This is a genomic window from Oxalicibacterium solurbis, assembly GCF_014635845.1.
GTDB classification, from domain to species: Bacteria; Pseudomonadota; Gammaproteobacteria; order Burkholderiales; family Burkholderiaceae_D; genus Oxalicibacterium; species Oxalicibacterium solurbis.
Genome location: NZ_BMDP01000002.1, coordinates 20,660 through 45,075 on the forward strand (window position 1 = coordinate 20,660; position 24,416 = coordinate 45,075).

28 protein-coding genes are annotated in these 24,416 nt (G+C 58.2%); 9 read left to right on the forward strand and 19 right to left on the reverse strand.

Translation table 11 applies throughout. The features are described from left to right. Positions 1 to 231: 231 nt before the first annotated feature. From IEV40_RS05695 to IEV40_RS05710, 4 genes are all read right to left on the reverse strand, one after another. A complete protein-coding gene (locus IEV40_RS05695) occupies positions 232 to 873 on the reverse strand; it encodes an HD domain-containing protein (RefSeq protein ID WP_188420051.1) in 642 nt (213 codons plus the stop codon). 256 nt (positions 874 to 1,129) lie between these two features. Next, complete coding sequence (locus tag IEV40_RS05700; protein ID WP_188420052.1) at positions 1,130 to 1,543, reverse strand: organic hydroperoxide resistance protein; 414 nt, start codon at positions 1,541 to 1,543, stop codon at positions 1,130 to 1,132. Between the two features lie 226 nt (positions 1,544 to 1,769). Next, positions 1,770 to 2,378 (reverse strand): thioredoxin family protein, encoded by a 609-nt coding sequence (locus IEV40_RS05705; RefSeq protein ID WP_188420053.1) that lies wholly within the window; start codon positions 2,376 to 2,378, stop codon positions 1,770 to 1,772. A 2-nt stretch (positions 2,379 to 2,380) separates the two neighbouring features. After that, positions 2,381 to 3,100: a cytochrome c biogenesis CcdA family protein gene (locus IEV40_RS05710; protein ID WP_188420054.1), complete on the reverse strand. Its 720-nt coding sequence runs from the start codon at positions 3,098 to 3,100 to the stop codon at positions 2,381 to 2,383. A 195-nt stretch (positions 3,101 to 3,295) separates the two neighbouring features. Between IEV40_RS05710 and IEV40_RS05715 the strand changes: the two genes are divergently transcribed. The 4 genes from IEV40_RS05715 to IEV40_RS05730 are packed head-to-tail and all read left to right on the forward strand — an operon-like array spanning position 3,296 to position 5,870. Continuing rightward, positions 3,296 to 3,667: a GFA family protein gene (locus IEV40_RS05715; protein ID WP_188420055.1), complete on the forward strand. Its 372-nt coding sequence runs from the start codon at positions 3,296 to 3,298 to the stop codon at positions 3,665 to 3,667. After that, positions 3,664 to 3,831, forward strand: a complete 168-nt coding sequence (locus IEV40_RS05720) for a hypothetical protein (RefSeq protein WP_188421198.1) — start codon at positions 3,664 to 3,666, stop codon at positions 3,829 to 3,831. Before IEV40_RS05715 ends, IEV40_RS05720 begins: the two co-directional genes overlap by 4 nt. Next, positions 3,818 to 4,552 (forward strand): response regulator, encoded by a 735-nt coding sequence (locus IEV40_RS05725; RefSeq protein WP_188420056.1) that lies wholly within the window; start codon positions 3,818 to 3,820, stop codon positions 4,550 to 4,552. Before IEV40_RS05720 ends, IEV40_RS05725 begins: the two co-directional genes overlap by 14 nt. Before the next feature lies 1 nt (position 4,553). After that, positions 4,554 to 5,870, forward strand: a complete 1,317-nt coding sequence (locus tag IEV40_RS05730) for an ATP-binding protein (RefSeq protein ID WP_188420057.1) — start codon at positions 4,554 to 4,556, stop codon at positions 5,868 to 5,870. A gap of 93 nt (positions 5,871 to 5,963) precedes the next feature. Here IEV40_RS05730 and IEV40_RS05735 read toward each other — a convergent pair whose 3' ends face one another. Both IEV40_RS05735 and IEV40_RS05740 read right to left on the reverse strand, forming a co-directional pair. After that, entirely contained in the window at positions 5,964 to 6,353 is a 390-nt protein-coding gene (locus IEV40_RS05735; protein WP_188420058.1) for a cupin domain-containing protein, read from the reverse strand. A gap of 169 nt (positions 6,354 to 6,522) precedes the next feature. Then, positions 6,523 to 7,677: an MFS transporter gene (locus IEV40_RS05740; RefSeq protein WP_229723982.1), complete on the reverse strand. Its 1,155-nt coding sequence runs from the start codon at positions 7,675 to 7,677 to the stop codon at positions 6,523 to 6,525. Positions 7,678 to 7,902: 225 nt separating this feature from the next. On the opposite strand from IEV40_RS05740, the gene IEV40_RS05745 reads away from it, so the two are divergent. Further along, the gene (locus IEV40_RS05745) at positions 7,903 to 8,982 is read left to right on the forward strand and encodes a LysR family transcriptional regulator (RefSeq protein ID WP_188420060.1); all 1,080 of its coding nucleotides are present in this window, start codon (positions 7,903 to 7,905) and stop codon (positions 8,980 to 8,982) included. 17 nt (positions 8,983 to 8,999) lie between these two features. On the opposite strand, the gene IEV40_RS05750 is transcribed toward IEV40_RS05745, so the two are convergent. From IEV40_RS05750 to IEV40_RS05790, 9 genes are all read right to left on the reverse strand, one after another. Continuing rightward, complete coding sequence (locus IEV40_RS05750; RefSeq protein WP_188420061.1) at positions 9,000 to 9,251, reverse strand: hypothetical protein; 252 nt, start codon at positions 9,249 to 9,251, stop codon at positions 9,000 to 9,002. Beyond that, a complete protein-coding gene (locus tag IEV40_RS05755) occupies positions 9,223 to 9,651 on the reverse strand; it encodes a VOC family protein (protein WP_188420062.1) in 429 nt (142 codons plus the stop codon). Before IEV40_RS05755 ends, IEV40_RS05750 begins: the two co-directional genes overlap by 29 nt. Before the next feature lie 49 nt (positions 9,652 to 9,700). Continuing rightward, a complete protein-coding gene (gene bla, locus IEV40_RS05760; protein WP_188420063.1) occupies positions 9,701 to 10,597 on the reverse strand; it encodes a class A beta-lactamase in 897 nt (298 codons plus the stop codon). Continuing rightward, positions 10,587 to 11,039: a DUF2214 family protein gene (locus IEV40_RS05765; protein ID WP_188420064.1), complete on the reverse strand. Its 453-nt coding sequence runs from the start codon at positions 11,037 to 11,039 to the stop codon at positions 10,587 to 10,589. The genes bla and IEV40_RS05765 overlap by 11 nt, the downstream gene beginning before the upstream one ends. A gap of 141 nt (positions 11,040 to 11,180) precedes the next feature. Continuing rightward, entirely contained in the window at positions 11,181 to 11,612 is a 432-nt protein-coding gene (gene arsC, locus IEV40_RS05770; protein ID WP_188420065.1) for an arsenate reductase (glutaredoxin), read from the reverse strand. A 33-nt stretch (positions 11,613 to 11,645) separates the two neighbouring features. Continuing rightward, on the reverse strand, positions 11,646 to 12,929 hold the full coding sequence (locus IEV40_RS05775) for an arsenic transporter (RefSeq protein ID WP_188420066.1): 1,284 nt from the start codon (positions 12,927 to 12,929) through the stop codon (positions 11,646 to 11,648). A 41-nt stretch (positions 12,930 to 12,970) separates the two neighbouring features. Continuing rightward, complete coding sequence (locus tag IEV40_RS05780; RefSeq protein WP_188420067.1) at positions 12,971 to 13,312, reverse strand: ArsR/SmtB family transcription factor; 342 nt, start codon at positions 13,310 to 13,312, stop codon at positions 12,971 to 12,973. 136 nt (positions 13,313 to 13,448) lie between these two features. Continuing rightward, the gene (locus IEV40_RS05785; protein ID WP_188420068.1) at positions 13,449 to 14,978 is read right to left on the reverse strand and encodes a M48 family metallopeptidase; all 1,530 of its coding nucleotides are present in this window, start codon (positions 14,976 to 14,978) and stop codon (positions 13,449 to 13,451) included. A 114-nt stretch (positions 14,979 to 15,092) separates the two neighbouring features. Further along, complete coding sequence (locus IEV40_RS05790) at positions 15,093 to 15,830, reverse strand: SDR family NAD(P)-dependent oxidoreductase (protein ID WP_188420069.1); 738 nt, start codon at positions 15,828 to 15,830, stop codon at positions 15,093 to 15,095. Between the two features lie 417 nt (positions 15,831 to 16,247). Between IEV40_RS05790 and IEV40_RS05800 the strand changes: the two genes are divergently transcribed. Further along, positions 16,248 to 16,892, forward strand: coding sequence for a TetR/AcrR family transcriptional regulator (locus tag IEV40_RS05800; protein ID WP_188420071.1), 645 nt, complete (start codon positions 16,248 to 16,250; stop codon positions 16,890 to 16,892). Continuing rightward, positions 16,889 to 18,154 (forward strand): glycosyltransferase, encoded by a 1,266-nt coding sequence (locus IEV40_RS05805; protein ID WP_188420072.1) that lies wholly within the window; start codon positions 16,889 to 16,891, stop codon positions 18,152 to 18,154. Before IEV40_RS05800 ends, IEV40_RS05805 begins: the two co-directional genes overlap by 4 nt. 55 nt (positions 18,155 to 18,209) lie before the next feature. On the opposite strand, the gene IEV40_RS05810 is transcribed toward IEV40_RS05805, so the two are convergent. Further along, on the reverse strand, positions 18,210 to 18,827 hold the full coding sequence (locus IEV40_RS05810) for a hypothetical protein (RefSeq protein WP_188420073.1): 618 nt from the start codon (positions 18,825 to 18,827) through the stop codon (positions 18,210 to 18,212). Between the two features lie 76 nt (positions 18,828 to 18,903). Between IEV40_RS05810 and IEV40_RS05815 the strand changes: the two genes are divergently transcribed. Continuing rightward, positions 18,904 to 19,149, forward strand: a complete 246-nt coding sequence (locus tag IEV40_RS05815; protein ID WP_188420074.1) for a helix-turn-helix domain-containing protein — start codon at positions 18,904 to 18,906, stop codon at positions 19,147 to 19,149. Positions 19,150 to 19,197: 48 nt separating this feature from the next. On the opposite strand, the gene IEV40_RS05820 is transcribed toward IEV40_RS05815, so the two are convergent. The 3 genes from IEV40_RS05820 to IEV40_RS05830 all read right to left on the reverse strand — a co-directional run bounded on the left by IEV40_RS05820 (position 19,198) and on the right by IEV40_RS05830 (position 23,384). Next, entirely contained in the window at positions 19,198 to 20,892 is a 1,695-nt protein-coding gene (locus IEV40_RS05820; protein WP_188420075.1) for an AIPR family protein, read from the reverse strand. Then, positions 20,879 to 21,322: a GIY-YIG nuclease family protein gene (locus IEV40_RS05825; protein WP_188420076.1), complete on the reverse strand. Its 444-nt coding sequence runs from the start codon at positions 21,320 to 21,322 to the stop codon at positions 20,879 to 20,881. Before IEV40_RS05825 ends, IEV40_RS05820 begins: the two co-directional genes overlap by 14 nt. A gap of 316 nt (positions 21,323 to 21,638) precedes the next feature. Further along, positions 21,639 to 23,384 carry a glutamine--tRNA ligase/YqeY domain fusion protein gene (locus tag IEV40_RS05830; protein WP_188420077.1) on the reverse strand — a complete coding sequence of 582 codons (1,746 nt, stop codon included), beginning with the start codon at positions 23,382 to 23,384 and terminating at the stop codon, positions 21,639 to 21,641. Positions 23,385 to 23,798: 414 nt separating this feature from the next. Between IEV40_RS05830 and IEV40_RS05835 the strand changes: the two genes are divergently transcribed. Next, positions 23,799 to 24,401, forward strand: coding sequence for a hypothetical protein (locus IEV40_RS05835; RefSeq protein WP_188420078.1), 603 nt, complete (start codon positions 23,799 to 23,801; stop codon positions 24,399 to 24,401). Positions 24,402 to 24,416: the final 15 nt, after the last annotated feature.

Sequence of the window (24,416 nt, forward strand, 5' to 3'; positions counted from 1 at the left end):
GGATATTTCCTATAACGCCCGAATCTGGACAAACTTGAATGGATTCAGTGTTCGTGTCCGCTTGTACACTTGCCCGGCAATGGCGTTGCACGCATCGCCGTTTTCATTTGCATAAAATTTATTCGCTCGTCGTACCGAGATGACGAAGCCGCAGATTCGTGCAGGATGCGTGTGCGGCTTCGTTCAACGACGATTCGTGCGGACGGAGATCGGCTGCATTCTCAAGAACCGTCAACCTTTCCACGCCGAATTACGGATGATGCTGCAGAAGTTTCCGGCGTGGAAATGCGGCTCCTTGTCGGCGATGACGTCGGCCTTCACGTTGCCGAAAGTGGTGTCCGGCTTGTGCCTGATACCGTCGTAGAACGCCTGGATGATGTCCTCCTTGAAGTGCGGCGTGCGCGGATGCGCATGCACCACGGCTTCGCGGATCGCATCCGGATACTGCGCATAGGTCAGCCCCAGCACATCCATTTCGACGCCGGCCGTCACCAGCGCGATTTCTGGTCGCATGTATTGCGGAATGCCGGGTGTCGTGTGCAGCGCGATCGCGGTCCAGACGGTTTCCACTTCATGTTCCGAAATGCCGCGCTGGCGCAGGAAGTCTGCTGCGGCATTCGCGCCGTCGACTTCGAAGCGGTCGTGATCGCTGCTGTGATCGTGCATCAGGCCCAGATCGTGGAACATCGCGCCCGCATACAGCAGTTCCGGATCGTATTTGAGGCCGCGCTGCTTGCCGGCCAGCGCGCCGAAATAGTAGACGCGGCTGGAGTGGTTGAACAGCAGCGGCGTTTCGGTATCGCGGACGAATTCGGTGATTTCGCGTGCGAGCTTGCTGTCGGGGATGACGATGCCGTCGATGGAAGTGCGCATGATTTTCTCCTGTCTGATGGGTGAATCCAGTGTAGGAGCCGGCTCTGCGCGGAACAACGGAAACGGACCGGGGAATCCGGCCAAAATGGGCGGAGAAACGGACAAGCGCGGACAACGCGGGCAGTGCGGACCGTCCATGCAGCGCCAGCGAAGCGGGCAAAGAAAAACGGCACCGCCGAGGCGATGCCGTTTCTTTTTTGGGGCGCGCTTTTGCGGCACCGGCTTCCCTGCATCGCAGGAAAAGGCCGGCAGTCCGTCAGGCCAGCGTGATGGTCACGTCGATGTTGTTGCGCGTCATCTTCGAATACGGGCAGGTCTGGTGTGCGGTATCGACCAGGGTTTGCGCGACGTCGCGTGCCACACCCGGCAGGCTGACGTTCAGGCGTGCCTGCAGGAAGTAAGCGCCGTCGGCATTGCACAGATCGACTTCGGTGTCGACAGCCAGATCGACCGGCAGTGCGACCTTCAGCCTGGCGGCGGCCAGGCCCATCGCGCCGATGAAGCAGGCCGACCAGCCGGCGGCGAACAATTGTTCCGGATTGGTGCCGGCACCGGTGCTGCCGGGCGATGACAGCTTGATGTCCAGCTTGCCGTCCGAACTGCGTGCGCTGCCGTCGCGGCCGCCGGTGGTGTGGGTTTTGCCGGTGTAGAGAACTTTTGCCTGGGTCATGATGTGCTCCTTGTGTGTGTAGAAAATGGGTGTTTCGGGTTTGTTTTCAGGGTTTGTTTTCGTTATCGCTGCGTCGATGTGTTCATTAAACCGTCCGCATGTATCGCCTTTGTGTCGCTGGAAGGCTGCGGGAGTAATCCTGTGTATCCATTACTCCCGCCGATACATTGAGAAACAAAACGCTCTAATCGAAACGCTGTTCACTGGCGGACGGTTGTTGCACCGCTTATTTCGTCTGTGTTTTCAGCTGTGATTGCGGCTGTGATTTCGGTTGTGGTTTCAACTGTGATTCCGACGGTGATTCCGGCTGCGCCAGCAGCGAGCGAATCTTCGCTTCGGTTTCCGCGTAGTTGCCTTCGCCGAAATGCGTGTAGACGATGCGGCCCTGCTTGTCGACCAGATACATCGCCGGCCAGTAGCGGTTGTTGTAGGCATTCCATGTCGCGTAGTCGTTGTCCTGCGCAACCGGATAGCGGATGTCGAAGCGCTTCAGTGCAGTCGTCACCTTTTCCGTCGAGCGTTCGAACCGGTATTCCGGCGTATGCACGCCCACCACGACCAGACCCTGATCCTTGTACTTGTCGTACCAGTTCTTCACGTACGGCAGCGTGCGCACGCAGTTGATGCAGGTATAGGTCCAGAAGTCGACGAGGACGACCTTGCCGCGCAACTTCTGCATCGACAGCGGTTCGCTGTTCAGCCATTTCTCGATGCCGGTGAATTCCGGTGCGACCTGCGGCGTGCTCGGCGCCGACAGGAACGAGAACGGTGAAGCCTGGGCGACGGCGGAAGACAGCAAGGCAGTGGCGAACATGGTTTTGATGAAGGTTTTCATGATTACAGTCCTTTCAGGGTAGGGATGAAGTTGGAAATCCATGCGTAGAACAGCACGTCGTACTGGAAGTAAATGGCGATGGCGGTTGCCACGATCAGTGCGCCGAATACCTGCTGCAGGCGGCGTGCATGGCGCGCCACGGCACGTACGCGTGAGGTGATGAAGCGGCCGCCGTAGGCGATGATCAGCATCGGGATGCCGGCACCGAGCGCATACAGCAACAGCAGCGAGGCGGACCAGCCGATGTCCTGCGCCTGGGCGACCAGCACGAGGATGGAAGCCAGCACCGGGCCGGCGCACGGCGTCCACACCGCGCCCAGCGACATGCCGAGCACGAAGCCGCCGAGGTTGCCGGAACCGTTTCCGGTCGCCGCACCGATGCGGTCGAACGGGCCGCTCAGGCGCGCCATCAGCCATTCATACGGCGTGCGCCACAGCATCGTCAGGCCGGCCAGGCCCAATACTGCGATGCCGACGTTGCGCAAGGTGTCGTGCGCAATCTCGACCGATTGCGAGAAGCCCGCCAGCAACATGCCGAAGGCGGCGAAGGTCAGCACGAAACCGCCGACGATGAACAGAGGACGCACGCGGCTGACGGCAGTGTCGTCGGACGCGTTCAGCGCGGTGCCCAGCACGATCGGCAGGATCGGCAGGACGCAGGGCGAGGCGATGGTGAGTACGCCGGCCAGCAGGGCCAGGGGCGCTTCGATCAGGTTATGCATGGCAAGCTCCTTCGGGTTGAAAATTCGTGATTGACGATGAGGCGTATTGAAACGTCCGCACGTATCGCGGATGTGTCGAAAAAGGCCTGCAGTGCAATGTTTTGTATCGTTTCGCGGGGGCGATACATTGCGATACAAAGCGGCGGAAAAAGGCGGCTATAAAGCGGACATCGACCAACACGAAAGGGGAAAAACATGGATGTCCGACTGCATACGGGTTCCTGCCACTGCGGCGCCGTCAAGTTCGAAGTACGTACCGCGCTGACGCCGGCCGTGCGCTGCAATTGCAGTCTGTGCAAGCGCCGCGGTGCGCTGATGTCGCCGGTATTCGATGCGGCCGAATTGCGCATCGTCGAGGGAGAAAAGGAACTGGCGCTGTACCAGTTCAATACGCGTGCTGCACGCCACTTCTTCTGCAAGACCTGCGGCGTCTATCCGTTCCACCAGACGCGCAAGGATGCGAAGCTGTGGCGCGTCAATATCGGCTGCCTGGATGGTGTCGATCCGTATGCGCTGGAAGCGTCGGTCGCCGACGGCGTCAGCCTGTCCGCTGTGGAGGATGCATGATGGAACGTATGAAACGTTTTCTCGCGATATTTGCCTTCCTGGCCGGCGGTATCGGCACCGAGATCGTCAAGCCGCTGCAGTGCACGCTGATGATGCCGGTCAAGGTCCGTCTCAATTCCCGTTCAAAATTTCGTAAGGTAAGATGCGCCGATGGAAAACACTGACCACATCCTGATCGTCGACGACGATCGCGAAATCCGCGAATTGCTCGCGACCTATCTCGTCAAGAACGGCCTGCGTGCATCGACTGCCGCCAACGGCCGCCAGATGCGCGCGTTGCTCGAAGAAGCGCCGGTCGATCTGATCGTGCTGGATCTGATGCTGCCCGGCGAAGACGGCCTGACGCTGTGCCGTGAACTGCGTGCCGGCAAATGGCGCAACATCCCGGTGCTGATGCTGACGGCGCGCAGCGAGGAAACAGATCGCATCATCGGCCTTGAAATGGGCGCCGACGATTACCTCGCCAAACCGTTTGCCGTGCGCGAACTGCTGGCGCGCATCCGTTCGGTGCTGCGCCGTGCACGCATGCTGCCGCCGAACCTGCAGGTGACCGAAGCGGCGCAGTTTCTGCATTTCGGCGACTGGCGGCTCGATACGACGGCACGCCATCTGCTCGACGAGCAAGGCACGATGGTGGCGCTGTCCGGCGCGGAATACCGTCTGCTGCGCGTGTTCCTCGATCATCCGCAGCGCGTGCTGAACCGCGACCAGCTACTGAACCTGACGCAAGGGCGCGATGCTGACCAGTTCGACCGCTCGATCGACCTGCTGGTCAGCCGCCTGCGCCAGCGCCTGCGCGACGATGCGCGCGAGCCGCGCTACATCAAGACGCTGCGCAGCGAAGGCTACGTGTTTTCGGCGGCAGTGGAATTGCGCGGAGAATGAAATGCGTACGCCGCAACTGAAGTGGTGGCCGCGCACGCTGTTCACGCGTGTCACGCTGATCTTCTTCGTCGGCCTGGCGCTGGCGCAGGGATTGACGTACTGGCTGATCATGCACGAGCGCACCGAAGCCACGACCAAGCTGATGCTCGGTTATCTGGAGCAGGACGTCGCCAGCTCGGTCGCCTTGCTCGACCGGCTGCCGGCCAATGAACGCGCTGCGTGGCTGCCGCGCCTGGAGCGTCGCACCTACAGCTTCATGCTGGAGCCGGGCCTGCAAGGCCGCAAGCCGGATACCAAGCTGTCGCGACGCATTGCCGATTCCTTCCTCGAAGCGATCGGCAGCCATTACGAGGTTCAAGCCTACGCGGTGCCCGGCGCGCGCGAGCGCGTGCAGGCGCAGTTGAAGCTGAGCGACGGCACGCCGCTGACGATCGACATGCGGCCCGCCGGCCTGCCGATTTCCAACTGGCTGCCGGTGGTGTTGCTGGTGCAATTGCTTCTGCTGGGCGTCTTTGCGTGGATAGGCGTGCGTCTGGCGACGCGGCCGCTGGCGCAACTGGCGCATGCCGCCGATACGCTCGGCCCCGATCTGCGCGCCATGCAGTTGCCGGAAGATGGCCCGCAGGAAGTGGCGCGCGCCGCACGCGCTTTCAATGCGATGCAGCAGCGCATCGCCGGCTACATGACGGAGCGCATGCAGATCCTCGCCGCGATTTCGCACGATCTGCAGACGCCGATCACGCGCATGCGCATGCGCGCCGACATGATGGACGATTCGGAACAGCAGCGGAAACTGAATCAGGACCTGAAGGAAATGGAATCGCTGGTGCGCGAAGGTGTGACGTATGCGCGCACCCTGCACGGTGCGTCGGAAGATCCCTGCCGCATCGATCTCGATGCCTTGCTCGACAGTCTGGTCGGCGATTATCTGGATGCGGGCGACCGGCTCTACCTGAACGGCAGGATCGGCCGGCCGCTGGTCACGCGTCCGAATGCCTTGCGCCGCGTCCTGGTCAACCTGATCGACAACGGCTTCAAATACGGCGGCTCGGTCGAGCTGACCGCTTCGACCGATGCACAGGGCCGCGCCGTCATCCGCATTCTGGACAACGGTCCAGGCATTCCCGAGAGCGAACTGGAAGCGGTATTCCAGCCGTTCTATCGCCTCGAATCGTCGCGCAACCGCAGCACCGGCGGCACCGGCCTCGGCCTGGCGATCGCACGCCAGCTGACGCAGGCAATGAACGGCACGCTGTCCTTGCGCAACCGGCCGGAAGGCGGACTGGAAGCGCAGCTTGTTCTGGAAAACGTCGCCTGACGGAAAAGAAGAAAGCGGCCGCCATGGCCGCTTTTTAATGTGCGTCGACTGAAAAGCCGGTCGAAAATCTACAGAAGAAAAATCGGTGAAAGATCAGGCCACCGTCCTGACGAACAGCGTCGTCAGCGGCTCGTCGCCGACCACACGGCTGCAATGGCCGTGTACGTTCGCATCGAAAGTGGCGCCTTCCGGCAATACATCGTTCGAGAAGAAATGTTCGCCGGCACGGAAGATGCGCGATGTGCCGTCGCGCAGGCCGATTTCCATCGCACCGCTCAACACCACCAGCCATTGCGCCGTCGTCGTGCAATGGAAATCGCTGCTGACGCCGGGCGGGCTGTGGCGCACCTGGAGTCCGGCGGAAGGAATCAGTTCGGACAGCAGCGCCTTGGGCGTGCCGCCGGGCAGCGGAATGTCTTCCTCGCGGAAACGCGCGAAGCCGTCGGTGTCGGTAAAGAGAACGATGTTGCGGAATGTGGTCATGGCGATCAGGGAAACGTTCGTTGAAACCGCCGGCCTGCAGACGCATGTCGCATGTGCAGGCCGGCGGTGGGCGACGGACTTTGCATCCGCCGCTATCCTAACGTATCGGTGACTTGTCTCGTAACGTGGCCTTGTAATTTATCCTGTGCTGCAGGGATGGCTGCTGTTCTTAGGCACGTACTTCTTGGTCACGCACTTTGCGCAAACGCACCGCCAATGCCGCCAGCGAAGAAGTCGTTGCCAGCGCCACCACGCCCGGCCAGCCCCAATGCGCCAGCACCATGCTGCCGAGCGCCGCACCGGATGCCATGCCGACGAACATGCCGGTGAACAGCAGCGCATTCAGGCGGCTGCGCGAACCCGGATCGATGCCGAACACGACAGTCTGGTGCGCCACCAGCGTGGCCTGCACGCCGAAGTCGAAACCGACGGTGGCAACGACGATCAGCATCAACTGCGCATGCGGCGACAGCAACGGTGCCAGCCACATCACTGCAAACGAGACTGCAGCCAGCGCACAGCCGATGCGGGTGACCAGTTCAGGGCCGCGACGATCGGAGATGCGGCCAGCCAGCGGCGCAGCCAGTGCACCGGCAGCACCGGCCAGGCCGAAGGAACCGGCGACTGCGCTGCCCAGATGAAATGGTTCGCCATGCAGCATGACGGCCAGTGTCGACCAGAATGCGCTGAAGCCGATCGCCAGTAATCCTTGCGCCAGCGCTGCCTGACGCAGCTTGCCGTGCGCACGCCACAGATCGACCATCGAACCCAGCAGCGCGCCGTAACCCAGTTGCGTCGTCGGATTGAAACGCGGCAGGCCGCGCCATATCGCCACTGCGATCAGTGCGACGCCGACGGCAGCCGCCACATAAACGGTGCGCCAGCCGAACTGCGCCGCGCCGAAGCCGCTGATCACGCGCGACAGCAGGATGCCCAGCAGCACGCCCGTCATCACGGTGCCGACGGTCTTGCCGCGCTGCGCTTCCGGCGCCAGCGTCGCCGCTGCGGGAATGATGTCCTGCACCATCGTCGCGGTCAGGCCGATTGCGAGGCTGGCGGCGAGCAGGGTGCCTATGCCAGGCGCGAGGCCGCTGCCCAGCAGCGCCAGCGTCAGCAGCGCTGCTTTCGCCAGGATGATGGTGCGGCGGTCGTAGCGGTCGCCCAGCGGCGCCAGCAGCAGGATGCCGAGGGCGTAGCCGAGCTGTGTCAGCGTCGGCACCCAGCCGATCATGCTGTCGCTGGCATGCATGTCCGCACCCAGCAGGCCCAGCATCGGCTGGCTGTAGTAAAGCGATGCGACAGCGAGGCCGGCTCCCGTCGCCATCAGCAGGATGAGTGGCGCGGGAATGGCGTGGTGGGCGGCCGCGGAAGCGGAGGATAGGGTGGATGAGAGGCAGCCGGAATCGGCAGGTTTTCCTGCCGTTTGGCATGCGGATGTTGATTGAGCGGTCAGCATGTTTTTCCCTTGTTGGATGATGCTGTGTATTCTCCTTATGAATGAATAATCACGGTAGTAGCCTTAAACGTACATTTGTTATACGCTTTATGCATGAAAGAAGCAGGCAATCCCGGCGTAGACCGCATTGAGCTGATGCAAACCTTTGTCCGCATCGTGGAGACGGGCAGCCTGTCGGCTGCCGCCGAGCAGTTGAAGACCAGCCAGCCCACCGTCAGCCGTCGCCTGCAGACGCTGGAACGCTCGCTGGGCTTGCGCCTGCTGCAGCGCACGACGCATGTGATGAAGCTCACCGGAGATGGTGAGCGTTGCTACGCGCATGCGAAGGAATTGCTGGAGAACTGGAAGGCGATGGAAGCCGACCTGCGCGGCACGCAGGATGATCCCGAGGGCATGTTGCGCGTGCTGGTGCCGCATGCATTCGGCCAGGATCAGCTGATCGATCTGCTGACCGATTATCTGGCGCGCTATCCGCGGGTTTCAGTCGACTGGCTGCTGCATGATCGCCGGCCGGATTTCATCGCCGAAGGTATCGATTGCGCGATTCAGGTCGGCGACATCGATAATCCTTCGCTGGTGGCCTTGCGCCTGTTCGAAGTGCCGCGCATCGTCGTCGGTTCGCCCGATCTGCTGCAGGGCAAGCTGCCTGCGCAACCGCAAGAGTTGCATGCACTGCCGTGGCTGGCATTGCGCACTTACTATCGCGACGAGGTCGTGCTGATGCGCCAGCCGGAAGGCAGGCGCAGTGCGCGCGGAGGGCGAGGAGGGCGCGGCGCCAACGATGCCGGCAATGACAAGACCAATACGCATACACACCGCTTTGCGATACGGCCGCGCATGAGTACCGACAGCCTGTATGCGTTGCGCAATGCCGCGTTGAAAGGATTGGGGGTCGGCCTCGTCTCGGCCTGGCTGGTCGCCGACGATATCGCAGCGGGACGGCTGGTCCAGCTTGTCCCCGAATGGCGTGCTGCACCGTTGCCGGTTTCGCTGGTATATCCGTATGCGCGCTTCTATCCGGCGCGCACGCGGTTGTTCATCGAGGCCGTGCGCAGGATCGTGCTGGAGCTGGAAACGAAGACGGTTGCCGCGTTATCCGGCAAGCCGTCTGAAAAATCAGCCGGCAGATCATCGGATAAATCGGCCGGCAAAAGAAAGCCAGCGCCGAAATAACGGACGCAAGGCGGAAATCACTCTGCGGGCTTGTGTTCCGCGTGCGCCTTCAGCAGTGCTTCCGCCGCATGCAGCGCGCCGGCTTCCGCTTCTTCCTTGGTCATGAAGACTTCTTCCACGCACACATGCTGGCGTGGAAAAATGTTGTTGCGATGCATCGGGTTGGTCGACGGCCCGTAGATCGTCAGATAGGCAGCCCACTGTTCGGTGCCGCCGATCGGCTCCGCTTCGTATTCGATTTCATGATCGCCAATGGTTTCGTAAGGCATCGAGTATTCCTTTCGATGATGATGCGACGGTGGGTACTGCGACGAACTCGATCGTCACGCCCGGTATCGGCATCACGAACAATTGCAGTTCGCCGCTGGCAGGTACTTCTGTCGCACGGTAGACGACATTCTCTTCCTGCAGGCGTTCGATCAGCTTCGTCCACTCGGCGTTGTCTTCGATACGGAATGCGAAGTGATCGATGCGCGTGGAGGATTTGACGGGCGGCTGATCCATGTTGCCCTTGACCAGATGGATCACCGGCTTGTCCTTCTGGTACAGCCAGTAGCCCTCAAAAGAAAACGGCGGCCGCTCGCCTTCGACAAGGCCGACGACGGCGCAGAAGAAATGGCGCAGGGCTTCAAGCTGCGGCGCGACGATGGTGGCGTGATCGAGTTTCATGTCTACTATTGTAGGCCCATGGAATATCAATGCAACGAAGGCTCAAAGCCTAGGCCAGAAATTGAACGATGGTTCGCGTCGCATCGGCGATCACATCGTCGCGCGGTTTCGCGGCCTGCTCATGCTGCGTGAAATACAGCACGACGACGATGGGGGCGCGGCCCGGCGGCCACAGTACGCCGATATCGTTGGTGGTGCCGTAGGAGCCGGTGCCGGTCTTGTCGGCCACGATCCAGTCCGTCGGCACGCCGGCGCGAATGCGCGCGTCGCCAGTGCGGTTCTTCTTCATCCAGAAGACCAGCTGTTCCCGCTGCAGCGATCCCAGTGCATTGCCCAGCATGAGTTTCTGCAGGGTTTGCACCATCGCGGCCGGCGTCGTCGTATCCTGCGGATCGCCGGGGATGGCGCTGTTCAGTGCCGGCTCCCAGCGGTCGAGGCGAAATGTCTCGTCGCCGATGGTGCGGGCAAAGGCGGTCACTGCCGCCGTGCCTCCCAGTTCCTTCATCAGCAGATTGACGGCGGCGTTATCGCTGTATTGCAGCGTGGCGGCACACAGTTCGGCAACCGTCATGCCCTTGCTGATCAGCTTCTCCGTGATCGGTGCATAGCCGGAGGCATCGGTATCCTGCTTCGTATAGCCGATGCGCTTGCCCAGCAGTTCGCGCTGTTCTTCGCTGTGTTTCAAGATGGCTGCTGCAGCGATGGTCTTGAAGGTGCTGCAGAACGGAAAGCGTTCGCCGGCACGATATTCCACCGCCTTGCCGTTGCCGGTATCGAAGGCGACGATGCCGAGGCGGCCATTGGCGGACTGTTCCAGCTTTTCCAGCGCATCCTGCGCCGCGGTCGATGCGGCAAATGCGTGACGGGGCATGCCGGCGAACGGGGTGGTCATCGCAATCATCAGCAGGGTGCGGCGCCGTGAGGAAAATCGATCGTCATCCCGCATAGCCGATTCCCTTCGCCATCATCGCCGCGCACAGCATCATCAACAGCAGCAGCGTCAGCTCCACATGAATCAGGATACGCAGCCGGCGGCCTTGTGCATCGCCGAGTTCCGGCACAATACCCTGCTTCAACGGTTTGCCCCACTTCAGGAACGTGAGCGTCGGATAGATCGAAATCAGGCCGACCGCAATGAACAGCGCCATCTTCGCCATGAAAGGCGTGCTGTGCATGTAATACAGCGGGCCTTTCTCGAAATACATCACGCGCAATGCGCCGACGATGAGGACGGCACCGGCAAACGCGCCGTAGATCGCGTCGTAGCGCATGATCTTGCGCGCGGATGCCAGCGTCAGCGGCTGCTTCAGCAGTAGCATCTCGAACGACAGCAACAGCATGATGGCGACGAAGCAGAGGTGATGCAGAAAGGCGACGAAGGCGCTCATGAACAGTCTCCCGGAATATTGCATCGATTATCGGCAATCGATGCCGATTGGACAAGTCGCCGGAATAAAGCTGCCCGCGATGTCGTTCAGCCGTTCATGCCGCAGCAAGGCACGGTTTCACGCAGAGGGAATCCGGCAACCTTATCGCGCCGGTTTTGCGATGCGGCATCCCTGCGCATCGACGATCGCTTCCCCGTCTTCCTTGGCGAACGCGCCGCGCTGCGGCCTGTCCAGGATATCGAGCACAAGTTCCGAAGGGCGGCATAAGCGCGTGCCCTTGTCGGCGACGACGAAGGGGCGGTTGATCAGGATCGGATGCGCGAGCATCGCATCGATCAGCGCATGGTCGTCGAGAGACGGATTGTCCAGGCCGAGCTCCGCGTAGGGCGTGCCATGCTGACGAATCGCTTCGCGCACCGTCAGGCCTGCATCGCGGATCAGTTTTGTCAGCGTTTCCCGCGACGGCGGCGTGTGCAGATATTCGATGATCTCCGGTTCTTCGCCGGTATTGCGAATCAGTGCCAGCGTATTGCGCGACGTGCCGCAGGCCGGGTTGTGATAAATGGTCGTCATGGTCTTTCCTCGCGAATCCGTGCGGACGAAAAATCAGAAATGCAGCCGGATCGCCAGTGCGGCAAGCGTGGCCAGCAGTACCGGCAGCGTCAGCAGCACGCCGACGCGGAAGTAATAACCCCACGAAATGCGCACGCCCTTGCCGGCCAGCACATGCAGCCACAGCAGCGTCGCCAGGCTGCCGATCGGCGTGATCTTCGGGCCGAGATCGCAGCCGATCACGTTGGCGTACACCATCGCTTCATGCACGGCACCTTGCGCGGTCGTCGCATCGATGGACAAGGCGCCCACCAGCACGGTCGGCATGTTGTTCATGATCGAAGACAGGAAGGCCGTCGTCAGCCCGGTGCCGATGGCTGCCGGCCAGATGCCGCCGGCTGCGTATTCGTTCAAATGGGCGGTGAGGTACGCGGTCAGCCCGGCATTGCGCAAGCCGTAGACGACGAGATACATGCCCAGCGAAAAGAACACCACCTGCCACGGCGCATTGCGGATTACCTCGCGCGTGGCGATCACATGGCCCTTGGCGGCAATTGCCAGCAGCACGATCGCGCCGATGGCGGCGACGGCGCTGATCGGCACGCCCCGGCTTTCCAGCCAGAAGAATCCGATCAGCAGCAGGCCGAGCACCCACCAGCCGGCGATGAAGGTGGCGCGGTCGCGGATCGCTTGCGTCGGCTGTTTCAGTTGCTGCATGTCGTAGCCGGCGGGAATGTCGTTCTTGAAGAACCACAGCAGCATCAGCAGCGTCATGCCGACCGACACCAGATCGACCGGCACCATCACTGACGCATAGCGCGCAAAGCCGATATCGAAGAAATCCGCCGAGACGATATTCACCAGGTTCGACACCACCAGCGGCAGGCTCGCCGTATCGGCGATGAAGCCGGCCGCCATCACGAAGGCCAGCGTCGCCTGCGGCGGGAAGCGCAACGCCGCCAGCATCGCGATGACGATCGGCGTCAGGATCAGCGCCGCGCCGTCGTTGGCGAACAGCGCCGATACCGCTGCGCCCAGCAGCACCAGCAGCACGAACAGCTTGCGTCCGTGGCCACCGCCCCAGCGCGCCACATGCAGCGCCGCCCATTCGAAGAAGCCGGCCTGATCCAGAATCAGGCTGATGACGATGATCGCGATGAAGGTGCCGGTCGCGTTCCAGACGATATGCCACACGACCGGAATGTCGGACAGCTGGATCACGCCGGACAGCAGGACCAGCACTGCGCCGAAGCTGGCGCTCCAGCCGATGCCGAGGCCGCGCGGTTGCCAGATCACAAGGGTCAGCGTCAGCAGGAAAACAAGAAAAGCGGTCAGCACGATGGAAGTGGAGAGAAATCAAACGGAATGAAAAAAGCCGCTCAGGCCTTGGCTTTGGTCCTGGCGGCGGGACGGCACGGACGACTGGGCGTGCATACATTGCCGCCGCAGCAGTTCTCGGTGAGGAAGCCGACGAGCGCATTCATCGTATCGAAGCTGGCCGAATAGATCATGGAACGGCCGTCGCGCCTCACCGTAACGAGTTGCGCATGCGCCAGTTCCTTCAGATGGAAGGACATCGACGACGGCGCAATGCCCAGTTCATCGCCGATCCGCGTGGCCGCCATGCCTTCCGGGCCGGCCTGCACCAGCAGGCGGAAGATGGCGAGGCGCGATTCCTGCGCAAGCGCGGCCAGCGCGATGACGGTTTCTTGGTTGTTCATGGCAGTCGATGGAAATTCAATATTTCAATTATTATTGAAATATTTGATGCCTGCAATACCGGCGATGAAATTCGTTGCCGGAGTTGCGGGTTTGCGGCGTTGTCGAGGTTGCAGGGATTGTCGTTTGCCGGAAGCGTCAGTCTTCCCAAAGCGCCGTGATCTTGTTCCACCACTGCTGTGCCGAATATTCGCTTTCCTTGCGCAGCAGATAGTAGAAGCCGATGTAGGCCACATCCTCGATCGCATCGCGGTCGTTGACCGCTGCCGATTCCAGATAATCGAGTCCGCGCCGGTTGTCTTCGTCGATCAGGATGCGCCCGTAGATGAATGCCGGCCTCGGGAAGGGACCGCCATCCTTCTTCAGCAGATGTTCGAGGATGGGTTTGGCGGCCTGCGGCGAATCGAATTCCGCCGTCAGCAGTGCGTATTCCTGCAAATCCTGCAGCGGCACGTCGGTCAGCGGCTTTGCCGACAATTCCTTCAGCCGGGCGCGCGAACGCGTCGCGTACTTGCAGCGCGCTTCCCAATCCGTTTTTTCCGCCTTCCACCATTGCCGGTCGAAGCGTTCGGTCAGTTCTTTCACCAATGCCGGGCCGAGCAGGGCTTCGGCTGCCGTCATCGCAACCGGCGGCGGCAGCGTGGCGGATTCTCCGGTGGCTTCGACGCGATCGCGCAGCGCAGGGTGCGTATCCAGCAGGCCGGATTTTTCCATCCATGCCGCCTGCAGGTTTTCCTTGGTGGCCCATTGCTCATGGCTGGCCTTGAACGCGGTGCGCATCGCCTGATAGGGCAGGAACGCAGGGCGTGCCGCCATGTCGGCCTGTCGGTACAGCCGCGGCCAGAATTCGTGATGTATCCAGCGGCCCAGCAATGTGCAGCGTACCAATCCATCTACCATCGCGCGGGCACCGACGAGCTGCGCAGCGGCACGGTCAGCCTCGTATTCGTCCTGGCGCGACAGCACGAAGGTATAGGCGTAGTAGCGTGGCATGAAGTAACGCAAGGCCTTGTTGAACATCGAATCCAGCAGGCTGTCTTCCGACGCGTAGCGCACATGGTCGTCCAGCGCGCGGAAAATCAGGCGCTGCCGGTAGACCCATGAGCCGAATTTGCCGTGGTTGCCGCGCAGATGCCCGTATTCATGCGCGATCGTCGCGACGAGTTCCTTTGGTGCGCCGCCCAGCAGAAAGGGAAATCCCAGGATCAGGTAATTGGTATGCCCGCCGAACAGCCCGAAGCGCGGCACCTGCGAAATGGCCGCGTTGTACGTCTCGTCGATCAGCACATGATGGATGGGCGGCCCTTGCAGCTTCGCGCGTATCTTGTCCAGAACCTCGAACAGCTTGGGCGCATCCTTGCGCGTGACGGCTACGCCTTGCGGTGGCGTCAGTCGCAGGAAACATGCGCGCAGCGCGATGAAGAAGATCGGCAGCGCCGCCATTGCAAGGAAGACGATGCCGGCTATCCGCGACGGGCTGTGGCTGCGATGGCTTTGCACGAATCCGAAAGCGAAATACAGCAACAAGGCGATGCAGAGCAGCGTACTGAACAGCGCGATGTAGGCGCTCACGCTGATCAGAAAAACCTTCGCCCGGAAGGAAGCGGGATTGATCGTCGATTCGACTTCCAGCCGGCGAACCAGATGCGTATAGGCGCGATCGTCCAACTTGCTTGCTCCCTGATATGGATGTTTTATCGAGGGAATATGGCACATAAATCCGGGCGGTGATATCCCATGCCGGTGGTTTGTCGCAGTCCAGCTGCAGCTGGACTGCAGCTATTACAGCGACGCGCCGCCGTCGATGGTGATGCTGGCACCGGTCATGTATCCGGATTCGTCACCGGCCAGCCAGGCGGCCAGTGCAGCCACTTCGCGCGGCTGTCCGACGCGCTTGAGCGGAATGTGATCCTTGAGCTGATCGATCATGTCCGATGTCATGTCGGTCTCGATCGGGCCCGGCTGGATGTTGTTGATCGTGATGCCGCGCGGCGCGAGGTCCACGGCCAATCCGCGAACCATGACAGCTACTGCGCCCTTGGTCATCGAATAGACGCTCGATCCCGGATAGTTGCTGCGCACAGCCGTATTGCTGCCGATCGTGATGATGCGGCTGCCAGTCTGCATGTGCGGCAACGCAGCCTGGATCGCGAGGAACACGCCGCGTACGTTGACATCGAGCATGCGGTCCAGCTGATCGATGCCGAAATGCGCGACGTCGGCGATATGCAGGACGCCTGCATTGACGACGACGATATCGATGCGGCCGAAGCGGGCAACGGTTTGCCGGACGGCTGCCTGGATATCCTCCGCATTGGCGCTGTCGGCCTGCAGCGTCAATGCGTCGACACCGTGCTGTTCGATGGCGGCGGCCACCTCGGCCGCTTTTGCAGCTGCCGATGCGTAGGTCAGTGCGACATGTGCGCCATCCTGCGCCAGGCGCAGCGCGATTGCGGCACCGATGCCGCGCGAACCGCCGAATACGAGCGCGGTTTTATGGGTTTGTCCGGAAGCAGTCATGTGTTCTCCTGAAGGGTGTGTGCGTTCGATTCCACCGTCATCGCTCATGCGGTGGTACTCATGCGTTACGCCTCGTGTGGCGTTGCATGACGCTATTGGACGTGTGCAATGTATCCGGCGCGTGTCGGCATGCGCGACTTTTGCAATCCTGTGTATTGCGCCCCGGCCTGGATACGTGCAGATACAAAAAAGCCGGGCGCGTCCTGGATCGGAAGGGCAATCCGATGCTGACCAAACTGAAAGGCAAGGTCGAACCGTTTTACCGGTAACGCCCATTTCTCGCCTTTTCCACCTCTGAATACACATAGGCGGACGCATCCCCAGCATCCCGTCGGCATCGCCTATTGCAAAAAAGGCGATTGACAACGTCTGCTTGCACCAATAAAGTGAACATGTTCACTTAGAAATCATGTTCATATGTCTGCGATCAAGCCAGCAGAAGAGCAGGACGCACTCGGCGGTACTCATCGGGAACGACAAAAGGAGTCCACGCGCAAGCTGATCCTGGCGTCCGCCTACACACTGTTCCAGCAGAACGGCTACGACGGCACCACCATGCGGCAGCTTGCCGGCCATTGCGGTGTCGGGCTGGGGACCTTGTTCAAGCACTTCCCCGACAAGTCCGCGATTCTGGTGGCGACCTTCGAGCACGACATCGATGGCGTGATCCGTCACGCATTCCAGACCTTGCCGAAGAAAAAGCTGCATCTGCAGTTGCAGCACATCCTGATGTGCATCTACAGCTACTACGCCGGCAACCAGGCGTTCTCGCGCGTACTGGTAAAGGAATCGCTGTTCCTCGGCGGCCCGGCAGGTGACATCGTGCACGGCAAGACCATGGCGTTCCTGCAGCAGATTGCCGAACTGTTTGCCGCAGCGGCGCAACGCAAGGAAATCGCACCGGTCGGCGATCCACTGCAGGCAACGCTGAGCTTCTGGTCCTTCTACCTGCTCGGGCTGATCGTCGGCTTGCGCGACGAGGCATTCGATGTCGATCGCACCGTCGCGCTCGTCATGTCGATGACGAACGAGCGCTTTCCACCGATAAGGAGCAGGCAATGAAAATCGGTATCCAGACATGGGGCAGCGATGGCGACATCCTGCCGTTCATGGCGCTGGCGCATAGTTTGCAGCGTGCCGGCCATCGGGTAACCGTCGCGTACACCAGCGTCGACAATAAAGACTACGGCGAATATGCCGCAGCCGGCGGCTTTGCTGCCGTGCGCGCCTATGACGGATTCGAGGGCGGGCTCAATCCCGTGCTGGAAGAAATCGTCCACACCAACGATCCGATGAAGCAGTTCGTGCTGGTCATGCAGCAATACTTCGATCCGGCGCTGGAAGCGATGTATGCCGCATCGCAGGCACTGTGCGCCGACAACGATATCGTCATCGGCCACATGATCTGCCACACGCTGCTGACCGCCGCAGAACTGAGCGGCAAGCCGCGCGTCTCCGTTGCGCTGGCGCCGCTGGCCGTGCGCACCAGCGAGATTCCGCTGTTCGGCCCCAATCTCGGCCGCTTCATCAATAGCCTGACGTGGAAGCTGGGCGATTACGTCGGCCGCAAAAAGATGTTCTTGCGCGCCGAAGCACTGCGCGAGCGGGAAGGTCTGTCGCCGTTGAAAAGCATGCAGGAACAGCTGTACGTCTCCAAAGACCTGACGCTGATCGCATCCAGCCCAACATTGAGCCAGCGGCGCAGCGACTGGGGCGATCACATTCAGATTTGCGGCGATCACATTCAGATTTGCGGCGATCTGCATTATCCGCAAGACGATCACCCGATTCCCTTGCCGCCGGGTTTGCAGGCGTTTCTGCAATCCGGCCCGCCGCCGGTCTACATGACCTTCGGCTCGCTGACGCAGTTTCAGGCAGAGCTGTTCGATACGTTGATGACGGAAGCCGCCGCGCTGGCCGGATGCCGGGCAATCATCCAGTCCGAATGGCCGGGCAAGGCTTCGCCAGACATCTTCCGCTGCAGCCGCGCGCCGCATGCGCAGGTATTCCCGCAATGTGCAGCCATCGTCCACCATGGCGGTGCCGGCACCTCGCATTCATCGGCGCGATCCGGCCGGCCTTCCATCGTGGTCGAGCATGCGTTCGATCAGCAATTCTGGGGCGACGAGCTGCGTCGTGCCGGTGTGGCAGGAACCGTCCTGCATCGCAATACCGTCACGCCGGAACGGCTGGCGCAGGCTATTCGTACAACGCTGCAGTCACAGGCGATGCAGCGACGCGCGGCAGAAATCGGTCGCGAGATGCAGCAGGAAGACGGTGTGGCGCGCGCCATTCAGTTGATCGAACAGCGCTTTGGCCGTTAGTTTCCAGAGAGCCTTTCCAAAGCGGTAAGCCGACAGCCTCGGCAAAAGGTGAACCTTAGATCGGCATCGCCCGGATGAAATTCATGTAGTGGATGTGCGCAAACGCCTTGCACGATCGCAGATCGATGCGCGCGAACGGCCGTGGCGCTGATGTCGCAGCATTGCCAGACAGGGCGGCGGTGTACAGATCGGCCAGGTATTGCGCATCGCGCAGATTCCGTTTCAATCCACTCAATGCAATGGCAGCCTCCACGCTGCCCAGTTCGTGTACCGGTATTTCCGCCAGCGTGCCGGCCAGCGCGGTAAAAGTATCCCGGTGATAGGCGATGCGGATGCGCATCCTGTCTTCCGGCGTATCCTCATATCGATCTGCCAGATCGGAAAGCGCCTTGTGTACCGCCTCCACGATCTGCCGCCATGAAGCCTGCCGGCGTTCCCGCTCCCGTTCTTCCCGCGCCGCCGCCTTGCGCCACAGCGCCGCCACCTGCCGCTGCCCGATGGTAAAGGCGACCACCATGGCCGCCAGAATCCCGCAGACAAACAGCCAGAGCAGTACGGAACTGTTGGTGTCCGACTGGGCATTGATCAGCCGGTTGGCGAAGTAGCTGGTGACGAAAGCCGCGAGTGCGGCGACGAGGATGGTGGGGAGGAGTTGCCAGATATTTGTTTTCATCTTGAACGGATACGGTTATAAGTTATGGGCCGTAAATGCCGTGGCTGTTAATGCATTATAGCTCGACTATCTGCGCATGAGTCGAGTATCCGTAAAAGTAGATAAGAACAACGATCTGACGAAGATCGGTGCTGCCATTCGCGCAAGGCGATTGGCTATGGAGATGTCACAAGAAGCTTTGGCAGATTACGCGGGAATTGATCGCAGCCATATGGGAAGAATTGAGAGAGGTGAACGTAATGTTTCTCTTTTAAATATTCTTCGAATTGCAAATGCAATGAATTGCAAAGCCTTAGATTTTTTCCTCGATGCCGACATATAACCTAATTTTGATGGCGAAATAAAAAAGGGCACCTTTAGGTGCCCTTTTTTATTTCGCGACTTCTTCTCGCAGCTGATCTTTTAAAGCTGATGAAAATTGAATTCCTTTAGCTACTTTTTCATTTCCACCTAAGCGCTTATATAAGTCAAATACAGAAACGATCGAATGCTCGATTACTTCATCCAACAACATATCTTCCTTTAATTTTGCGATTGCCGCGTTTGATGGATAAACGTTTTGAGTAAGTCTTACCGCAACTGAGTAAAGTACATAAAATTTAATATCGTTTATCTCAGCAATCGAGTAATCACCATTTGATTTTAAAACTAGCTCGATACGCCGGCCTAAAGACGATACTAAGTAATAGGTAATTAAATCGTTATTTTTATGAAAAAGCTTTTCATATGAATCATCATCATCAAGCAATGTCGACGGTCGAGCCCGAGCATAATCGGGTTTTTGCATAAGAACTGAAATTAAACATTGCGACATAAAAGGGACACTTATGATGTCTTTAGGTTTCTTTCCTTCATTCTTGTAAAAATTTTTTCTTCGATCATAAAAAAGATTTCTCGGTTTCATAAACTCTTCTATCTGACGATGTACTTCATCGGTAGCTCGAAGAGATGCTTTAGGTATTGGTGTTTGGCTGTTAGTTGCTCTAATAATTCGATCTCTAGCTTCTTCACTTTCTGGAACAATGACTCTGACAAGTACATCACGCGTGTCTTTCTTCAGCATTTCAAAGTGAGTCGTAAAGTAACGATAAATCTCAGAAGAGGTTTGTAGGCCATTTACTATCTCAGGGTCATGAATGACAAGTTCCTTCCCACCTGGTGCCGCTGCATATGACGCGAGAATCGTAACGCCATTGTTTAGCCACCAAAAATCTTCAGCATCAGGGTTTTCTAACGTAGATTGAATTTCACCATTAATTGTGGTTTTGCCTTGGTAATCTCGAACATTTGACTCAAATATATGTTTGATAAGCATTCCATTTTCGTCAGTAATGAAATCGAAATAGTTCGAAAGACTTACTAAAGCAATGAATACTTGACCCGTTGTTGAGAGAGGATTCTCCGAAAGTTTTAAGCTAAAAACATCATTTGGTCGATGCTGAAACAGTTGTATCAAGGCTTCGGCGCCGATGAAATTAAAATTGACTTCAGCGACCGGAAGATTTTTTTGCACATCCGAAATCAAATCATCTTTTTGTTTTATGACGTTAGGATGTATATCCACGCCTTTAGACGCGTAGGAAAAATTGATTTTTAGCTTTGGAGTTTTAGTTATTAGAGCTAGATAGGTTTCTCGGAATAATTCGAAAGCAGAAATCACTTTCTCGTTATAGCGACCGTGATATTGATTAGGGTCAAAATCCAATACAAATAAATTAGAACAAAGCCTAGCTAGCTTTAACAATGCGTCTTCGTTAAATGAATTTTCTAGTTTTGATTGAATAATAAAAAATTCTATTTCGGCATTTTTTTTGTATTTATCCTTTATATTTTCATCGCCTTTTATGAGATCGCCATTAACAAAAAGGTAGATCGCATCAGCTCCGCCATCGTGGCTTTCCCCGCTAATGCCGTCTTCAATTTCGTCGTAGCTTAACTCGGAAGATTTTAAAATTTGGCTGCACGCGAAGAATTCAAAAAAGCGATTTATAGTAACTTCTTGTGCAAAGTTTTCGTATTCTTGTTTTACGATTTCGTCGAGAAGAATTTGATTATTTTTTGACACGGTGCTTCCCTTTTTCTGGCGTTTGAGGTTTGCTATAAATCCAATCAATCATATTTTTTCTTCTGATTTTCAATAGGGTCTTATGGCGCCTTTGAATATTTAATTTGTTTGCTTGGGTATCGAGGCGATATAAATGCCGGAACAATCCCTCTAATTCCTCTACCTGCTCTTTTGTAATATTGTCCCAGACTTCAAACACGGAAAAATGTGTCCATAGATTTGATTTCTTTTCTTTATGGCTTCGTAAGCGTCCTTTTGCACCCGAGTTTTCACCCCGAGCCATTCCTACATAAACTACGTCCATTCGCTTATTTTCTGCCTCCTTATAAAGCACATAAATGCCACGGATACGCGGTGGAATTTTTTCAACGTCGTCAATCGATAAAAATTCAACAGAATTTTTAAAAAGAAAACTGGCACTTTGTGGCACTTACATCCCTCTTATTTTTAGAAAATTTTGGATTTTTCCTTAGTGGTCCTTTAACGTGATTTAGGTTAATAGTGCAGTTGTCTCCATAAAGTAGTTAGATACACATAGTGAAAATTAAAGCGGTGTGTGAGTTTCGCGAATTTGTATCGGTTTAACTGGTTGGCGTTACATCCTGCCTTTCTCTACTTAAAAGCTATATCCCATATTTGCGGTAGCTATTGTTACTTGATGTGAATAAAAACTAGGAAATCTATCTAGCCTCAGAATGTAAAAAAAGCCGCTGTCGAGCGGCTTTTTTATGTAGTAAGGCGGCAAATTATTTCCCCCAACTGTCCTTCAACGTAACCGCCCGATTGAACACAGGCTTCCCAGCCTTGCTGTCTATACGATCCGCCACAAAATAACCATGCCGCTCGAACTGGAACTTCTCATCCGGCTGTGCCGATGACAATCCCGGTTCCAGATACGCGGTAATCACTTCCTTCGAGTTCGGATTCAGCGCCTGCTTGAAATCCTTGCCGCCCGCATCCGGATGCGCGTCGGTGAACAGGCGGTCGTACAGGCGTACTTCCGCTTCCAGCGCATGCGCGGCGCTGACCCAGTGGATATTGCCCTTGACCTTGTAGTTGGCCGAGCCTTCGGTGCCGGATTTGCTGTCCGGGAAATAGGTGCAGTGCACGGCGATGACGTTGCCGTCCGCACCCTTGTCCGCGCCGACGCATTCGACGACGTAGCCGTAGCGCAGGCGCACCTTGTTACCGGGGAAGAGGCGGAAATAACCTTTGCTCGGCACTTCCATGAAGTCTTCCTGTTCGATCCACAGTTCGCGGCTGATCGGGAAGCTGCGGTTGCCGCGTTCCGGATGATGCGGGTGGACGGGCGCGCTGCATTCGACGGTTTCGCCTTCGGGGAAATTGTCGATGATCAGTTTGAGCGGGCGCAGCACGGCGGTGGCGCGCGGGGCTTTTGCGTCGAGGTCGTCGCGCAGTGCGCCTTCGAGCGTGCTCATGTCGATCCAGCTATCGGCTTTTGCCACGCCGATGCGGTCTGTAAACAGTTGAATCGCTTCCGGCGTGTAGCCGCGGCGGCGGATGCCGACGATGGTGGGCATGCGCGGATCGTCCCAGCCGTCGACGATTTTTTCTTCGACGAGTTGCAGCAGCTTGCGCTTGCTGGTGATGGCGTAGGTGAGGTTCAGGCGCGCGAATTCGTATTGGTGCGGCAGCGGTTTCTTGAAGAAGCCGCCTTCAGCCAGGTGATCGAGCACCCAGTTGTAGAACGGGCGGTGATCCTGGAATTCGAGCGTGCAGAGCGAATGCGTGACGTTTTCGATGGCGTCTTCGATCGGGTGCGCGAAATCGTACATCGGGTACACGCACCATTTGTCGCCGGTGCGGTGATGGTGCGCGTGGCGGATGCGGTAGATGGCGGGGTCGCGCATGTTCATGTTGGGCGAGGCCATGTCGATCTTCGCGCGCAGGATGTGTTCGCCGTCCTTGAACTCGCCGGCCTTCATGCGGCGGAACAGGTCCAGCGATTCTTCTACCGGGCGGTCGCGGAAGGGCGAGTTCTTGCCCGGTTCGCCGAAGTTGCCGCGGTTCTTTGCCATGTCGTCGGCGGACTGGCTGTCGATGTAGGCATGGCCGGCGGTGATCAGGTATTCGGCCATGGCGTACATCTGGTCGAAATAGTCGCTGGCGAAGTAGAGGTGATCGCCGCTGGCGTCTTTCCAGCCGAAGCCGAGCCATTTGACGCTGTCGAGGATGGTGTCGACGTATTCCTGTTCTTCCTTGGTCGGATTGGTGTCGTCGAAGCGCATCGTGCAGCGGCCGTCGAAATCGCGCGCGAGGCCGAAGTTCAGGCAGATCGATTTGGCGTGGCCGATGTGCAGGTAGCCGTTCGGCTCCGGCGGGAAGCGGGTGACGACCTGCGGCAGCGGCTGGCCGTTTTTGTCCGTGCGGTTGGCGTGGCGGCCGGACGCAAGATCGTCCTCGATGATGCCGCGCAGGAAATTGGACGAGGCTGGATTGTCAGTGCTGCCGTTTTTTGGATCGTTGCTCATTGGATGCTGTGTTGTTTTGTGCGTACGCGACGCAACATGGGACGACTTGGGAAGAGGGCATTTTACCGTAGCAGGTACGGTGATTGTGCGCTGGAATGGGCAGGGTTTCCGGGGATCGTCCCGTTTGCTCTTCAATATCGAGCCCCACCCTTGTTTCGCATGTCATGTGCGTGTCTTTTGTCGGCACGTAAACGGAGGTTCCGGGTTAAATTTCCCTACTCAGGTCGAAGGGAGTTCTGCAAGCCCGCATCAACGTGACAATGCCGGGTTCAGGGTATTGGATATGGCCGTAGTTGAAGGCGGTGAACAATAGCCCGGTCAGTCGTGGTAGCGAACGTCTTTGCTTATCAAGTGTCTTTATGAAAGTACTTGCGGCTTGGTTCCGCTCGTTTCATAACAGTGGGTGCATGCTCAATGATAAAAATCCTGACACTTCTTTTGCTGCTGGCGAGCGGGGTGGCGTCTGCAGGAGAAAACATCAAGGTTTGCTACAACTATGGCTGTAAACAGGAAGCCACAGTGCGGTTTTCGGATCGGCAATTGCGAACGCTTGCTAAAAGACTGCGATCGCTTCCTTCAGCCGCGGAAGAGCGCAAAGCCTTGGCGGATGTCGTCGGGCAGATGTATTACTGGGCCGGGCAGCAATCGCCCGTGTACGCGGACAAGGGCGGCAATGCTTTTGATGACGAAGCGAACGGTGCAATGGATTGCATCGATCATTCCACGACGACCACGCGATTCCTCAAGATGCTGGAGCGCAGGGGATTGCTGAAGTATCACGTCGTCGCGGATATCGAGCGCCGCCGCCGGTTTTTCCTGTTCGATCATTTCTCTGCCGTCGTCCAGGAATTTCCTCGTCCCATTTCGGCATCCACGGTCGATGGCGACGCGGAAAAGGCAAAAACGCATCAATACGTGATCGATAGCTGGTTCGTGAATAACGGCGAGCCGGCGGTGGTTTTGCCATTGGAAGACTGGCTGAATGGCGCTGGACCCAGGATCGAGCCCAGCCATTGATAGATATCGATGCGG

What these genes read in the sequence shown, in the direction of transcription:
- IEV40_RS05780 (WP_188420067.1), bottom strand. Translation starts at nt 13,312, where the DNA reads ATGAACAACCAAGAAACCGTCATCGCGCTGGCCGCGCTTGCGCAGGAA.
- IEV40_RS05800 (WP_188420071.1), top strand. Translation starts at nt 16,248, where the DNA reads ATGTCTGCGATCAAGCCAGCAGAAGAGCAGGACGCACTCGGCGGTACT.
- IEV40_RS05805 (WP_188420072.1), top strand. Translation starts at nt 16,889, where the DNA reads ATGAAAATCGGTATCCAGACATGGGGCAGCGATGGCGACATCCTGCCG.
- IEV40_RS05700 (WP_188420052.1), bottom strand. Translation starts at nt 1,543, where the DNA reads ATGACCCAGGCAAAAGTTCTCTACACCGGCAAAACCCACACCACCGGC.
- IEV40_RS05715 (WP_188420055.1), top strand. Translation starts at nt 3,296, where the DNA reads ATGGATGTCCGACTGCATACGGGTTCCTGCCACTGCGGCGCCGTCAAG.
- arsC (WP_188420065.1), bottom strand. Translation starts at nt 11,612, where the DNA reads ATGACGACCATTTATCACAACCCGGCCTGCGGCACGTCGCGCAATACG.
- IEV40_RS05710 (WP_188420054.1), bottom strand. Translation starts at nt 3,100, where the DNA reads ATGCATAACCTGATCGAAGCGCCCCTGGCCCTGCTGGCCGGCGTACTC.
- IEV40_RS05735 (WP_188420058.1), bottom strand. Translation starts at nt 6,353, where the DNA reads ATGACCACATTCCGCAACATCGTTCTCTTTACCGACACCGACGGCTTC.
- IEV40_RS05740 (WP_229723982.1), bottom strand. Translation starts at nt 7,677, where the DNA reads ATGGCGACGGGAGCCGGCCTCGCTGTCGCATCGCTTTACTACAGCCAG.
- IEV40_RS05815 (WP_188420074.1), top strand. Translation starts at nt 18,904, where the DNA reads ATGAGTCGAGTATCCGTAAAAGTAGATAAGAACAACGATCTGACGAAG.
- IEV40_RS05750 (WP_188420061.1), bottom strand. Translation starts at nt 9,251, where the DNA reads ATGCCTTACGAAACCATTGGCGATCATGAAATCGAATACGAAGCGGAG.
- IEV40_RS05830 (WP_188420077.1), bottom strand. Translation starts at nt 23,384, where the DNA reads ATGAGCAACGATCCAAAAAACGGCAGCACTGACAATCCAGCCTCGTCC.
- IEV40_RS05720 (WP_188421198.1), top strand. Translation starts at nt 3,664, where the DNA reads ATGATGGAACGTATGAAACGTTTTCTCGCGATATTTGCCTTCCTGGCC.
- IEV40_RS05790 (WP_188420069.1), bottom strand. Translation starts at nt 15,830, where the DNA reads ATGACTGCTTCCGGACAAACCCATAAAACCGCGCTCGTATTCGGCGGT.
- IEV40_RS05725 (WP_188420056.1), top strand. Translation starts at nt 3,818, where the DNA reads ATGGAAAACACTGACCACATCCTGATCGTCGACGACGATCGCGAAATC.
- IEV40_RS05695 (WP_188420051.1), bottom strand. Translation starts at nt 873, where the DNA reads ATGCGCACTTCCATCGACGGCATCGTCATCCCCGACAGCAAGCTCGCA.
- IEV40_RS05745 (WP_188420060.1), top strand. Translation starts at nt 7,903, where the DNA reads ATGAAAGAAGCAGGCAATCCCGGCGTAGACCGCATTGAGCTGATGCAA.
- IEV40_RS05730 (WP_188420057.1), top strand. Translation starts at nt 4,554, where the DNA reads ATGCGTACGCCGCAACTGAAGTGGTGGCCGCGCACGCTGTTCACGCGT.
- IEV40_RS05705 (WP_188420053.1), bottom strand. Translation starts at nt 2,378, where the DNA reads ATGAAAACCTTCATCAAAACCATGTTCGCCACTGCCTTGCTGTCTTCC.
- IEV40_RS05835 (WP_188420078.1), top strand. Translation starts at nt 23,799, where the DNA reads ATGATAAAAATCCTGACACTTCTTTTGCTGCTGGCGAGCGGGGTGGCG.
- IEV40_RS05810 (WP_188420073.1), bottom strand. Translation starts at nt 18,827, where the DNA reads ATGAAAACAAATATCTGGCAACTCCTCCCCACCATCCTCGTCGCCGCA.
- IEV40_RS05765 (WP_188420064.1), bottom strand. Translation starts at nt 11,039, where the DNA reads ATGAGCGCCTTCGTCGCCTTTCTGCATCACCTCTGCTTCGTCGCCATC.
- IEV40_RS05755 (WP_188420062.1), bottom strand. Translation starts at nt 9,651, where the DNA reads ATGAAACTCGATCACGCCACCATCGTCGCGCCGCAGCTTGAAGCCCTG.
- bla (WP_188420063.1), bottom strand. Translation starts at nt 10,597, where the DNA reads ATGCGGGATGACGATCGATTTTCCTCACGGCGCCGCACCCTGCTGATG.